The following is a 13470-nucleotide window of genomic DNA, read 5'->3' as shown; positions in this document are numbered from 1 at the left end:
TCTCGCCGCTTGCGGAGGCATGGATTTGCTTCGTTGCCGGCCGCCAGATCCTCATCCTGAGGAGCGCGGAACGCGCGTCTCGAAGGATGTGGCCCCGATTTCGCCTTTCAACTCCCCCCATCCCCAGGTCGTGAACCCCCGGTTCCCCATTTTCGGTTTGCTTTCGTTTTCCTTTGTGATCTAATCCAATCCGAAAGCGAAATCGCCGAAAGCGAACGCTCGTGGCCGGGGAAGCGTCTGTTGGATCGGATTTTCGACCTCGCAATCATTGGGGGCGGCATTAACGGCTGCGGCATCGCGCGCGATGCGGCGGGGCGGGGTAGTTCCGTTTTTCTCTGTGAAATGAATGACTTGGCGAGCGGGACATCGTCCTGGTCGACCAAGCTCGTGCATGGCGGGCTGCGCTACCTCGAATATTACGAGTTCCGCCTGGTCCGCGAAGCCCTGATCGAGCGCGAGATTCTCTGGCAGATCGCGCCCCACATCATCCGCCCCCTGCGTTTCGTTTTGCCGCACCACGCCGGCCTGCGCCCGGCCTGGCTGCTCCGGCTCGGGCTGTTCCTTTACGATCACATCGGCGGCCGGCACCTGCTGCCGCCGACACGGACGGTGGACCTCACCCGCGACGAGGTCGGCAAGCCCCTGATCAAGAATCGCTACGTCAAAGGGTTCGAGTATTCGGACTGCTTCGTCGACGACGCGCGGCTGGTCGTGCTGACCGCGCGCGATGCGGCCGATCGCGGGGCAGAGATTTGCACGCGCACCCGTGCCGTCGAGATCAGGCAGGCCGACGGTCTCTGGAATGTCACGGTCGAGGACGACGGCAGCGGCGCGCGGCGGACGGTGCGGGCGCGGGCGCTGGTCAATGCCGGCGGTCCCTGGGTCGAGGAGGTGCTTGCTTCGGGCGCCGGCGTCAACGCGCGCGCAAAAGTGCGGCTTGTGCAGGGCTCTCATATCGTCGTGAAGAAGCTTTACGACCACGACCGCGCTTACATCTTCCAGAACGCGGATGGCCGCATCGTCTTCGTGATTCCTTACCAGGGTGAGTTCTCGCTGATCGGCACCACCGACCGCGACTACGACGGCGACCCCGCCAAGGTGAAGGCGACGGAGGAGGAGATCAGCTATCTCTGCGCCTCCGTCAGCGAGTATCTGGCGAGGCCGGTGAAGCCGGAGGATGTTGTCTGGACCTATTCCGGTGTGCGCCCGCTCTATGATGACGGCGCGAGCGAGGCGAAGGCCGCCACGCGCGACTACGTGTTCGAGCTCGATACGCCCGGCGGCGTGCCGCTGCTCTCGATCTATGGCGGCAAGATCACGACCTACCGGCGATTGGCCGAAGAAGCGCTGGAGCGGCTTGCGCCCTACTTGCCCAGTGCAAAAGCCAGTGAGGGCTGGACCGGCAAGGCGCCGCTGCCCGGTGGCGAGATGGATGTCTCCGCGGTCGACGCGCTCGCTGCGGAACTGGTGCGCGACTATCCGTTCCTGTCGGCGGCGCATGCGAGCCGGCTCGCACACGCCTACGGCACGCGTGCGACAAAAGTACTCGGCAGCGCGGAATCGATCGGCGATCTCGGAAAGTCCTTCGGCGCCACCTTGACGGAGAGCGAAGTCAGGTACCTGATGGCGAACGAATGGGCGTTGACCGCCGAAGACATCGTCTGGCGCCGCTCCAAATTGGGTTTGAGGATGTCGGCCGCCGAGATATCGGCGCTCGACGAATGGATCGCCGCTCATGGCCTGTCCGGCGAACGTCCGCTACGCGAAGCGGGAGGACGGCCATGAGCGTCTCGCTCGACCACGTCACGCGCACCGTGGACGGCATCCCGGCCATCCACGATGTCTCGCTGACGCTCGAGCGCGGCACGCTCAGCGTCCTGCTCGGACCAACGCTATCAGGTAAGACCTCGATCATGCGGTTGCTCGCCGGCCTCGACAAGCCGACCACCGGCCGCGTGCTGGTCGACGGCAAGGACGTCACCGGCATCGACGTGCGCCGGCGCTCGGTCGCGATGGTCTATCAGCAGTTCATCAACTATCCCTCGCTCTCGGTGTATGAGAACATCGCCTCGCCGTTGCGCGTGCAGGGCCGGCCGCGCGAGGAGATCGACAAGCGCGTGGCGGATGCCGCAAAGCTGTTGCGGCTTGAACCGTTCCTGAAGCGCACGCCGCTGCAATTGTCCGGCGGTCAGCAGCAGCGCACCGCGATTGCACGCGCACTCGTCAAGGGCGCCGACCTCGTGCTGCTCGACGAGCCGCTCGCCAATCTCGATTACAAGCTCCGCGAGGAATTGCGCACCGAACTGCCGCGCATCTTCGAGGCGTCAGGCGCGATCTTCGTCTACGCCACCACCGAGCCTTCGGAAGCGCTGCTGCTCGGCGGCGATACCATCTGCATGTGGCAAGGCCGCGTGCTGCAGGCCGGCGCCAGCTCAAAAGTGTATCGGCAGCCCGAGACGCTGCGCGTCGCCCAAGTCTATTCCGATCCGCCGCTCAACATCGTCAATATCGAAAAGAAGAACGGCGCTGTGCACTATCCCGGCGGCATGCAGGCGCCAACGGCCGGACTCTATCTGGGCCTTGCCGATGGCGCCTATCGCGTCGGTTTCCGTGCGCACCAGCTCGAAGTCGGCCGCCACGCTACCGGCCGCCATACCTTCCGGGCGACCGTCACGGTGACCGAGATCACCGGCTCCGAAAGCTTTGTCCACCTGCAGCACGGTTCCGCCAACTGGGTCGCGGTGCTGCACGGCGTGCATGAATATGAGCCCGGGCAGGCGCTCAACGCGGCGCTCAATCCGGACGATATCTTCGTGTTCGACTTGGCCGACCGCCTGGTCGCAGCCCCTGGCCGGAATTGAGGGAGATGGCGTATGGCCCGCATTGACCTCGTCGATCTCGCGCACTCCTACAGCGGCAATGACGCGCCGCCGGAATCCTTCGCGCTGAAGCCGGTGACGATGACTTGGCGGCAGGGCGGCGCCTATGCGCTGCTCGGCCCCTCCGGCTGCGGCAAGACCACGCTGCTGAATCTCATCTCAGGCATCGTGACGCCGTCGCGCGGACAGATCCTGTTCGACGGCAAGGACATTACGCCGCTGTCGACGCAGAAGCGCAACATCGCGCAGGTGTTCCAGTTCCCGGTCATCTACGACACCATGACGGTCGGCGAGAATCTGGCCTTCCCGCTGAAGAACCGCGGCGTGCCGAAGGCGGAGATATCAGCGCGCGTGAAGCGGATCGCCGAGTTGCTCGACCTTGCGCCCTATCTTAACCGCAAGGCGACGCGGCTCACCGCCGATGCCAAGCAGAAGATCTCGCTCGGCCGCGGATTGGTGCGATCTGACGTCGCCGCGATCCTATTCGACGAGCCGCTGACCGTCATCGACCCTGAACTGAAATGGCAGTTGCGTTCGAAATTGAAGGCGCTGCACCGCGAGCTCGATCTGACGATGATCTATGTCACCCACGACCAGACGGAGGCGCTGACCTTCGCCGACACCGTCGTCGTCATGCATGACGGCCGCGTCGTGCAGAGCGGCTCGCCGGCCGAACTGTTTGACAAGCCCGCGCACACCTTTGTCGGCTATTTCATCGGCTCGCCTGGCATGAACATCGTGCCGGCTCACGTCGATGGGCGCGAAGCGCGGATCGATGGCCACACCATCGGCCTGCACCGCAATTACGGCGTGCTGCCCGCGGACGCGAAAATCGAGATCGGGGTGCGGCCCGAATTCGTCGACATCGCGCCGCCTGCCTCCGGCCTGCTCGCGGCGACGATCGAGCGGATCGACGATCTCGGCCGCATCCGCTTTGCGCGGGTGCGCGTCGGCGATTCCAAATTCGCGGCACGTGTGCCGCCGGGATTTTCGGTGCCCGACAACATGGCCGGGCTCGTGTTCGATCCCGCGCATGTGCACGTCTATGCCGACAGCCTCCTGGTCGAGGGGGTTGCGTGATGGACAAGACGGTCAACCAGAAAGCCTGGTTCCTGGTGCTGCCGGTGTTCCTGGTGGTGGCGTTCTCCGCGATCATTCCGCTGATGACGGTGGTGAACTATTCGATGCAGGACACGTTCGGCAACAACCAGTTCTTCTGGAACGGCGTCGGCTGGTTCAAGGAATTGCTCGATCCCTCGACCGATCTCGGCGAACGCTTCTTCGCCTCGCTCTGGCGCAACCTGATCTTCTCCGCGATCATCCTCGCGATCGAGATCCCGCTTGGCATCGTGGTCGCGCTGTCGATGCCGCGCGAGGGCTGGACCGTCGCCGTCTGCCTCGTGATCCTGGCGCTGCCGCTACTCATTCCGTTTAACGTGGTCGGCACCATCTGGCAGATCTTCGGCCGTCCCGACATCGGCCTGCTCGGCTATACCCTGAACAGCCTGGGTATCAACTACAACTACGTTTCCAACGAGTTCGACGCCTGGGCGACCGTCATCGTGATGGACGTCTGGCACTGGACCAGCCTTGTGGCGCTGCTCTGCTACGCCGGCCTGAAGTCGATTCCCGATGCATATTACCAGGCCGCCCAGATCGACGGCGCCTCGCGCTGGGCGGTGTTCCGCGCGATCCAGTTGCCGAAGATGAACCGCGTGCTCCTGATCGCGGTGCTGCTTCGCTTCATGGACAGTTTCATGATCTATACCGAGCCGTTCGTCGTCACCGGCGGCGGGCCGGGCAATTCGACCACCTTCATCTCGATCGAGCTGGTCAAGATCGCGCTCGGCCAATTCGATCTCGGCAAGGCCGCGGCGTTGTCGCTGGTCTACAACCTCATCATCCTGATCGTCTGCTGGGTGTTCTACACCGTCATGACCAATGCCGGCGCCGAGCGCCCGCAAAAAGAGGGAGCTGTGTGATGGGCACGATTCCCGGGCGCCGCCTCATCATCTCGCTGTTCCTGATCTTCCTGTTGTTGCCGATCTACTGGCTCATCAACATGAGCTTCAAGACCAACAGCGAGATCGTCTCGACCATGACGCTGTGGCCGCACCAGCCGACGATCGAGAACTACATGCGCATCTTCACCGACGAAAGCTGGTATTCCGGCTACATCAACTCGCTGAAATATGTGATCATCAACACCGTGATCTCGATCTCGGTGGCGCTGCCCGCGGCTTACGCGTTCTCGCGCTATCGCTTCCTCGGCGACAAGCACCTGTTCTTCTGGCTGCTGTCGAACCGCATGGCGCCGGCCGCGGTCTTTGCGCTGCCGTTCTTCAATCTCTATTCGGCGATCGGCCTGTTCGATACGCCCTGGGCGGTGGCGCTGGCGCATTGCATCTTCAACGTTCCGCTCGCGGTCTGGATCCTCGAAGGCTTCGTCTCCAGCGTGCCGCGCGAGATCGACGAGACCGCGTTCCTCGACGGCTATTCCTTTCCGCGCTTCTTCATCAAGATCCTGGTGCCCTTGATCGCAAGCGGCATCGGCGTGGCCGCCTTCTTCTGCTTCATGTTCTCCTGGGTCGAGCTGCTGCTCGCGCGCACGCTCACCTCTGTCTATGCCAAGCCGATCTCCGCGGTGATGACGCGCACGGTTTCCGCTGCCGGCATGGATTGGGGCCTCTTGGCGGCCGCCGGCGCGCTCACCATCATCCCGGGCGCGCTCGTGATCTGGTTCGTCCGCAACTATATCGCGCGCGGCTTCGCGCTCGGCCGCGTGTAGGAGGCGCCCGATGGAAAGTATCGCATGGATGGCCTGGACGCTGCCGACGGCGATCTTCTTTGCGCTGCTCGGCATGACGCTTGCGCTGATGACCTGGCTCGCGGTCGCCTATCCCGAAGCCGAGCGCGTCGGCGTGCTCAGGATTCCGACCACGCGCGGCGATCGTCTCTTCATCTCGCTGGTGCTCGCCGCCGTCATCCATCTCGTCTGGATCGGGCTCGTCGGCGCCGACTCCATCACCACGCTGCCCATTGGGGAGGAGGGCGTCGAGGTTTCGAGCCTGTGGCTCGCCACACTGATTTCGCTTGCCACGGCCGTTGTGATTTTCCGCACCGTCTGAGGAAGTGAAGAAGAGCAGATCCGGGATCAACCCGGACCTGGATTTTAATTTGTCGCCATAACCGGAGGAACCGCCATGCGACACTTGAGAGGAAGGAACCTGACCAGGAGCCGTTGGCTCGCGATGACCAGCGCCGCCGCGCTGCTCGTGGCTGCCGCGGGCGTTGCCGCACCGGCGCGCGCCGACGATGCCGTCAACCAGAAATGGATCGACAGCGAATTCCAGCCTTCGACGATCTCGAAGGAAGAGCAGATGAAGGAGCTGCAGTGGTTCGCCAAGGCGGCCGAGCCCTTCAAGGGCATGGAAATCAACATCGTCTCGGAAACCATTACGACGCATGAATATGAGGCGAAGACGCTCGCCAAGGCATTCAGCGAGATCACGGGCATCAAGCTCAAGCACGACACCATCCAGGAAGGCGACGTGGTCGAGAAGCTGCAGACCCAGATGCAGTCCGGCAAGAACGTCTATGACGGCTGGATCAACGACAGCGACCTGATCGGCACGCATTTCCGCTACGGCCAGACCATCGTGCTGTCGGACTACATGACGGGCGAGGGCAAGGACGTCACCGATCCCTATCTCGACGTCAACGACTTCATCGGCAAGTCGTTCACGACGGCGCCGGACGGCAAGCTCTATCAGTTGCCCGACCAGCAGTTCGCCAACGTCTATTGGTTCCGCTACGACTGGTTCACCAACCCCGACTACAAGGCCAAGTTCAAGGCCAAGTATGGCTACGAGCTCGGCGTGCCCGTGAACTGGTCGGCGTATGAAGATATCGCCGAGTTCTTCACCAACGACATCAAGGAGATCAACGGCGTCAAGGTCTACGGCCATATGGACTATGGCAAGAAGGACCCCTCGCTCGGCTGGCGCTTCACCGACGCCTGGCTGTCGATGGCGGGCAATGGCGACAGGGGCATCCCGAACGGTCTGCCGGTCGACGAGTGGGGCATCCGCATGGAAGGCTGCCGCCCCGTTGGTTCGTCGGTCGAGCGCGGCGGCGACACCAATGGTCCGGCCGCCGTCTACTCGATCACCAAATATCTCGAGTGGCTCAAGAAGTATGCCCCGCCGCAGGCGCAGGGCATGACCTTCTCCGAATCGGGCCCGGTGCCGGCGCAGGGCAACATCGCCCAGCAGATCTTCTGGTACACCGCGTTCACGGCTGACATGGTGAAGCCCGGCATTCCCGTCATGAACGCAGACGGCACGCCGAAATGGCGCATGGCCCCGTCGCCGCACGGCTCGTACTGGAAGGAGGGCATGAAGCTCGGCTATCAGGATGCCGGCTCGCTGACGCTGTTGAAGTCGACGCCGGCGGACCGCCGCAAGGCAGCCTGGCTCTATCTGCAGTTCATCGTCTCCAAGACGGTGTCGTTGAAGAAGAGCCATGTCGGTCTCACCTTCATCCGCGAGTCCGATATCTGGGACAAGTCGTTCACCGAGCGCGCGCCCCAGCTCGGCGGCCTGATCGAGTTCTACCGCTCGCCCGCGCGCGTGCAGTGGACCCCGACCGGCAACAACGTACCTGACTATCCGAAGCTCGCCCAGCTCTGGTGGCAGAACATCGGCGATGCGTCGTCGGGTGCGAAGACGCCGCAACAGGCGATGGACGCGCTCGCCGCGGCCCAGGACTCGGTGATGGAGCGGCTCGAGAAATCAGGCGTGCAGGGCGCCTGCGGCCCGAAGCTGAACAAGAAGGAGAAGCCGGAATACTGGTTCGCCAAGGCCGAGAAGGATGGCACCATCGCGCCGCAGCGCAAGCTCGCCAACGAGAAGCCGAAGGGCGAGACGGTCGACTACGACACCCTGATCAAGTCGTGGCCCGCTACCCCGCCGAAGCGCGCCGAGGCGAAGTGATCTCTTGCAACGCCGTCATGGCCGGGCTTGTCCCGGCCATCCACGCGTCGCCGCGCGTGTGGAAAGACGTGGATGCCCGGGACAAGCCCGGGCATGACGGAGAGAGAAAAAAGGCCGGGAGCAATCCCGGCCTTTCGTCATTCCGGGGCGCGCGAAGCGCGAGCCCGGAATCCATTTCACGGCGTCGCCTGCTGCCCGATGGATTCCGGGCTCGCGCTACGCGCGCCCCGGAATGACAGTGGGAGAGAGACGGCGTCCTTTCCACCCGTCATTGCGAGCGAAGCGAAGCAATCCAGCTGTCCGCGCGCGCGGCAGCATGGATTGCTTCGTCGCTGTCGCTCCTCGCAATGACGGCGCTTGCTTTACTGCGCCGCTTCCGCGGCCTCCAGCGTCGGATAGTCCGTGTATCCCTTCGCGCCGCCGCCGTAGAACGTGGCCTTGTCCCATTCGTTCAGCGCTGCGCCACTCTTCAGGCGCTCGACCAGGTCGGGGTTGGAGATGAACAGCTTGCCGAACGCGATCAGGTCGGCGGCACCGGATTCCAGCACCTTGTTCGCCAGCGCGAAATCATAGCCGTTGTTCGCCACATATGCCTGCTTGAAGCGCTTGCGCAGCGACGCGTAATCGAACGGCGCGACATCGCGCGGCCCGCCGGTCGCGCCTTCGATGACGTGGATATAGACCAGCTTCAGCGCGTTGAGCCCATCGACGATGTAATCGAACAGCGGCTGCGGATTGGAGTCGGAGACGTCATTGGCTGGCGTCACCGGCGAGATGCGGATGCCGGTGCGCTCGGCGCCGACTTCCGCGGCCACCGCTTTGGAGACTTCCAGCATCAGCCGCGCGCGGTTCTCGATCGACCCGCCATAGGCGTCGGTGCGCTTGTTGGTGCCATCCTTGGCGAACTGGTCGAGCAGATAGCCGTTGGCGCCGTGGATCTCGACGCCGTCAAAACCGGCTTCGATCGCATTCGCCGCGCCGCGCCGGAAGTCTTCGATGATCCCAGGAATTTCGGCGAGCTCGAGCGCGCGGGGCTCGGACACGTCGGTAAAGCTGCCATTGACGAAGGTTTTGGTCTTGGCGCGGATCGCGGATGGCGCAACCGGCGCGCCGCCGTTCGGCTGTAGCAGGGTGTGGGAGATGCGGCCGACATGCCAGAGCTGGATGACAATGCGTCCGCCGCGCGCGTGCACGGCATCGGTAACCTTGCGCCATCCCGCAATCTGTTCCTTCGAATAGATGCCGGGCGTGTCCTGGTAGCCCTGGCCCTGCTGCGAGACCTGGCTCGCCTCGGTGATCAGAAGGCCGGCGGAGGCGCGCTGCGCGTAATAGTCGACCGCAAGCGGGCTTGGAACGAAGCTCGACGGTGCCGCCCGGTTGCGTGTCAACGGCGCCATCACCGCCCGATTGGGCAGCGTCAGCGGACCAAGCTTGAAGGGCTCGAACAGTTTGGAGGATTGGCTCATGAGGGCTTTCCGGAAATGAACGATACCCAACACTTGTGCATTGCGGCGATGGGTGCAATGCCCCAGTAGGATTTGTTCCAAATCAGGATGTGAGCAGCAAGAACGACCTCTTGAGCAGGTCCGTCACAGAGGCGTCATTTCCCGAAGCGGACTTACGTCCTAACGAACGGCCGGCATCGCCGCTTCCGTCGGCTGGGTGCGCCCGCGCATCCGCGCCAGCAGGTCCGCGGTCGGCCAGGAATCCGCCGGTAGTCCATATTTGATCTGCATCGCCTTCACGGCGCTACGGCTCGCCTGTCCGAGCACGCCGTCGACCTTGCCGACATTGAAGCCGGCGCGCACCAGGAGCTGCTGCAATTCCTTGATCTCGTTGAACGGCAATTGCGCCACGGGACCCGAAGGCCGCAGCATCGGCGGGCAGCCTGCGATGCGCGACGCGAGATAGCCTGCGGTGGTCGAATAGATCAGCGAATTATTCCATTCGGTGTAGGCGGCGAAATTGGCATAGGCCAGGAACGCCGGCCCATTTCGTCCCATCGGCAACAGCAGCGATGCGGGCATGTCGTCATTCGCTAGTGGACGTCCATCCGGATAGGTCACGCCGAGCTGCGCCCATTTTGAACGCGGCAGCTTGGTTGTGAGATCGGCCTGGTCCCACGGAAAGTTGGAAGCGGTCACGCGCACTTCCTGCAGCCACGGCTCGCCGCGCCGCCACTTCAATCCGTTGGCGATATAGTTCGCAGTCGATCCGATCACGTCGGGCCCGCTGCTCAGGAGATTGCGATGGCCATCGCCATCGTAGTCGACGGCATAGTTGAAATAGTGCGTCGGCAGGAATTGCGTCTGCCCGAGCTCGCCGGCCCAGGAGCCGACCATCTCATCGGCCGAAAGGTCGCCGCGGTCGATGATCTTCAAGGCTGCGATGGTCTCGTTCTGGAACATCTCGGAGCGCCGGCAATCATAGGCAAGCGACACCAGCGAAGGCAGCGTCGGCAGATTGCCCATGTTGGCGCCGAAGTCGCTCTCCAGTCCCCAGAACGCCGCGATCACCGCCGGCGGCACGCCGTACTCCTTCTCCGCGCGCGCGAACGCCGCTGCATAGGTCTTGATGCGCTGCTGTCCCTGCTGCATCCGATAGGGCGCGGCCATTCGCCCCGCGAACTCGGTGAAGATCTGCCCGAACACGCGCTGCCCGCGGTCGCGGTTGACGATGCCCTGGTTGTAGACGAGGTAGGGCGAGGCTTCCGCGATCGCCTGCTGCGACACGCCTTCGGACACTGCGCGCTGCTTGAGATCGGCAAGGAAGCGCTCGAAGCTCTGGCCATTGTGGCAAGCCGCCGCGCGTGAGGAGGGCACCGCCGCAGGCCGCGCAGCCGCCGGTGCCTGACGTGTGGGTGCCGGCAACAATTGCTGCGCGGAGGCCGCAGATGCCGCAATCATCGTGACGGCCGCGATCGCAAATCGGGTCTTGAACATCAGAACTCGCCGGTAGGGGATGGGCTTACGAAAGATAGTAATGATCTTACGTGAAGCTTTATGCTCGGGCTATCCCTCACTCCACTGTGGTCCCGGGCTTGACCCGGGACCCATAACCACAAACGTGCATTGTTGTGCTAGGGTGCGGCTGCTTGCGCGCGCCACAACGACCATTTGTGGCTATGGGTCCCGGCCTTCGCCGGGACGACGTGGGAGGAAGCCTGCTTGTTTCCGCCCGCCCGCGTCGCCCCGACGCACCTTTCGCCACTTGCGGCGGCGATGGGCAAGTTCCTACCTAAGGTGCGCCTGCAACAGTGGTTTTTCCGCAACGACGCAGGGGAAACGACGATGAACTATTTCAAGACAGCTCTTCTGCTGGCCGGCCTCACCGCCCTGTTCATGGGGATCGGCTATCTCATCGGCGGCGCCAGCGGCGCGATGATCGCGCTGGTGGTTGCGGCCGCGACCAATCTATTCACCTACTGGAATTCCGACCGCATGGTGCTCAGGATGTACGGCGCCCATGAGGTCGATGCGCGCACCGCGCCCGAGCTTGTCGGCCTTGTCGCCGAGCTCGCGAGCCGCGCCGGCCTGCCGATGCCGCGCGTGTTCGTGATGGACGAGGCGCAACCCAACGCTTTTGCCACCGGCCGCAACCCGCAGAATGCCGCGGTCGCCGTCACCGCCGGCATCATGCAGCAGCTCAGCCGAGAGGAGCTCGCCGGCGTGATCGCGCATGAGCTTGCGCATATCAAGAACCATGACACGCTCTTGATGACCATCACCGCCACCATCGCCGGCGCGATCTCGATGCTGGCGCAATTCGGCATGTTCTTCGGTGGCCACCGCAACAGCAGCAGCGGTCCAGGCGTCGTCGGCTCGATCGCGCTGATGATCCTGGGGCCGCTCGGAGCCATGCTGGTGCAGACGGCGATCAGCCGCACCCGCGAATATGCCGCCGACAATCTCGGCGCGCGTATCGTCGGCCAGCCGATGTGGCTCGCTTCCGCGCTGATGAAGATCGAGAATGCCGCGCACCAGGTGCCGAACTTCGAGGCCGAGCGCAATCCGGCGACCGCGCATATGTTCATCATCAATCCGTTGTCGGGCCATGGCGTCGACAATCTCTTCTCCACCCACCCGTCGACCGAGAACCGCGTCGCGGCGCTGCAGCAGCTCGCCGCCGAGCTCGGCGGCGGTGCTGCACCTACCGCCGGGGCGGGCTATCCTTCCCGCAGCCCATGGGGCGGCGCGTCCACTTCGCGCGGACCGTGGGGTTAAGCGATATTCGTGGGGCGGATTGATAAACGGCCCTACGAATTGGAGGCATCGGATGCAGCGTACGCTGATGATCCTCGGACTGCTGCTCCTCGCCGCCGGTCTGCTCTGGCCGGTGATCGGCAAGCTCGGGCTCGGTCGGCTGCCTGGCGACATCCGTGTCGAGGGATCAAACTATTCGTTCTATTTTCCACTGATGACATCGCTACTGCTCAGCATCGTGCTGAGCGTGATCATCTGGCTCGTCAATCGCTAGGAAAGCGCCGGTTCCCTTGGATCCTGCCGCCCGCGGCCCCGTTTCTGCCGAAAATACGGCGGATTGGCACAGTGCAATCGGCCGCGCCGGTGCTACACTCTTAAAAGGAGAGGATCACGCTGGAAACAAGCATGGCCTTGTTTGGTTGGGGCAGAGAGGTGCCGTCAGAAGAGGTCCTGGACGCCAGGGCCGGCGCGGACGCCTTGTTGCAGGCGCTGGACAAGGTGGTCGCGACATATCTCGAAAAGGCCGATCACGGCGATCTCGTGTATCCTGCCTGTAAGCGCAAATCGAATGATGCGAGCGCCAGCCCGCGCGAAATCTGGCGCCACACGCGGCTGGAAGGGATGCGCTATCTGACCATGATTCCGGGACGCGACTCCGCGCTGCTGACGGAGCCATCGCGCCAGGCCGAGATGATCGACGGCTTCCTGCGCCAGCAGCCGCACGAGGACACGGTGATCGATTTCACCGGACGCGCGGTCGACGATGTCGCGATTGCGATCGTCGCCGGGCTGAACTGGCTGAACCATTGCGCGCAGCTCGCCAAGGTCGATCGCGCGAAGTCGTCGGGTACCTTGCGCAACTTCCGCAAAGTCGTGACGGTCGCCCAGCAATGGTGGGGCATGGAAGGCGCCGAGGCCCGCTGCAGGAACATGCAGCAGGCGCGCGAACTGCCGCCCTTGATGCTCAATCTGGTCTGGCTCGAATGCACCCATCTCGCCAAGGACATCACCGCCGCCGCGGTGTTTGGTGCGGCCGGCGAAGCAAGCGATGCATCGACGCGCTTCGAGGCTGCACTCGATCCGGATGAACCGCCTGCGTGAAGCGCGCATCGCTCTCTCCGTCATTCCGGGGCGTCCGAAGGACGAGCCCGGAATTCATTCATCCACTTGCGCAGGTGGCGACATGGATTCCGGGCTCATCGCTTCGCGATGCCCCGGAATGACGGCGGAGAAAAATTCGGCAGCAATTCCAACGTGATTTGCCTCGTCCAGCCCCCGCGCAAAAACATTCCGCTTTCGTCGTCGGGCAAATCAGTGATTTAACTCCGCGCGTCTCACGGCGGATGAGGGGCGGCTCGCGATCGTCACGAACGTTGCGGTGAGATGCGGTGGACG

General features: G+C 63.6%; 12 protein-coding genes. 10 read left to right on the top strand and 2 right to left on the bottom strand.

The genetic code is table 11. The features are described 5' to 3' along the window. Positions 1-240 precede the first annotated feature (240 nt). The 7 genes from glpD to YY7_RS0106705 all read left to right on the top strand — a co-directional run bounded on the left by glpD (position 241) and on the right by YY7_RS0106705 (position 7873). Positions 241-1785: a glycerol-3-phosphate dehydrogenase gene (glpD, locus tag YY7_RS0106735; RefSeq protein ID WP_028162564.1), complete on the top strand. Its 1545-nt coding sequence runs from the start codon at positions 241-243 to the stop codon at positions 1783-1785. Then, positions 1782-2861 carry an ABC transporter ATP-binding protein gene (locus YY7_RS0106730; protein ID WP_028162563.1) on the top strand — a complete coding sequence of 360 codons (1080 nt, stop codon included), beginning with the start codon at positions 1782-1784 and terminating at the stop codon, positions 2859-2861. The genes glpD and YY7_RS0106730 overlap by 4 nt, the downstream gene beginning before the upstream one ends. 12 nt (positions 2862-2873) lie before the next feature. After that, a complete protein-coding gene (locus YY7_RS0106725) occupies positions 2874-3959 on the top strand; it encodes an ABC transporter ATP-binding protein (RefSeq protein WP_028162562.1) in 1086 nt (361 codons plus the stop codon). Next, complete coding sequence (locus YY7_RS0106720; RefSeq protein ID WP_028162561.1) at positions 3959-4861, top strand: carbohydrate ABC transporter permease; 903 nt, start codon at positions 3959-3961, stop codon at positions 4859-4861. The genes YY7_RS0106725 and YY7_RS0106720 overlap by 1 nt, the downstream gene beginning before the upstream one ends. Then, the gene (locus YY7_RS0106715) at positions 4861-5667 is read left to right on the top strand and encodes a carbohydrate ABC transporter permease (protein WP_028162560.1); all 807 of its coding nucleotides are present in this window, start codon (positions 4861-4863) and stop codon (positions 5665-5667) included. Before YY7_RS0106720 ends, YY7_RS0106715 begins: the two co-directional genes overlap by 1 nt. Positions 5668-5677: 10 nt before the next feature. Beyond that, positions 5678-6007 carry a DUF2160 domain-containing protein gene (locus YY7_RS0106710; RefSeq protein WP_028162559.1) on the top strand — a complete coding sequence of 110 codons (330 nt, stop codon included), beginning with the start codon at positions 5678-5680 and terminating at the stop codon, positions 6005-6007. 123 nt (positions 6008-6130) lie between these two features. Further along, on the top strand, positions 6131-7873 hold the full coding sequence (locus YY7_RS0106705; protein WP_028162558.1) for an ABC transporter substrate-binding protein: 1743 nt from the start codon (positions 6131-6133) through the stop codon (positions 7871-7873). A gap of 362 nt (positions 7874-8235) precedes the next feature. Here YY7_RS0106705 and YY7_RS0106700 read toward each other — a convergent pair whose 3' ends face one another. Continuing rightward, on the bottom strand, positions 8236-9339 hold the full coding sequence (locus YY7_RS0106700; protein WP_028162557.1) for an alkene reductase: 1104 nt from the start codon (positions 9337-9339) through the stop codon (positions 8236-8238). A 159-nt stretch (positions 9340-9498) separates the two neighbouring features. Continuing rightward, positions 9499-10815 (bottom strand): lytic murein transglycosylase, encoded by a 1317-nt coding sequence (locus YY7_RS50920; RefSeq protein WP_035689468.1) that lies wholly within the window; start codon positions 10813-10815, stop codon positions 9499-9501. A gap of 348 nt (positions 10816-11163) precedes the next feature. Here YY7_RS50920 and htpX point away from each other — a divergent pair, with 348 nt between their 5' ends. The 3 genes from htpX to YY7_RS0106680 all read left to right on the top strand — a co-directional run bounded on the left by htpX (position 11164) and on the right by YY7_RS0106680 (position 13176). Further along, entirely contained in the window at positions 11164-12096 is a 933-nt protein-coding gene (htpX, locus tag YY7_RS0106690; RefSeq protein ID WP_028162556.1) for a zinc metalloprotease HtpX, read from the top strand. Between the two features lie 52 nt (positions 12097-12148). Further along, a complete protein-coding gene (locus YY7_RS0106685; RefSeq protein ID WP_028162555.1) occupies positions 12149-12349 on the top strand; it encodes a DUF2905 domain-containing protein in 201 nt (66 codons plus the stop codon). Positions 12350-12480: 131 nt separating this feature from the next. Next, a complete protein-coding gene (locus YY7_RS0106680; protein WP_028162554.1) occupies positions 12481-13176 on the top strand; it encodes a hypothetical protein in 696 nt (231 codons plus the stop codon). Positions 13177-13470: the final 294 nt, after the last annotated feature.

Source organism: Bradyrhizobium elkanii WSM2783 (assembly GCF_000472865.1).
GTDB lineage: Bacteria > Pseudomonadota > Alphaproteobacteria > Rhizobiales > Xanthobacteraceae > Bradyrhizobium > Bradyrhizobium elkanii_A.
This window is presented reverse-complemented; position numbering and strand designations above follow the sequence as displayed.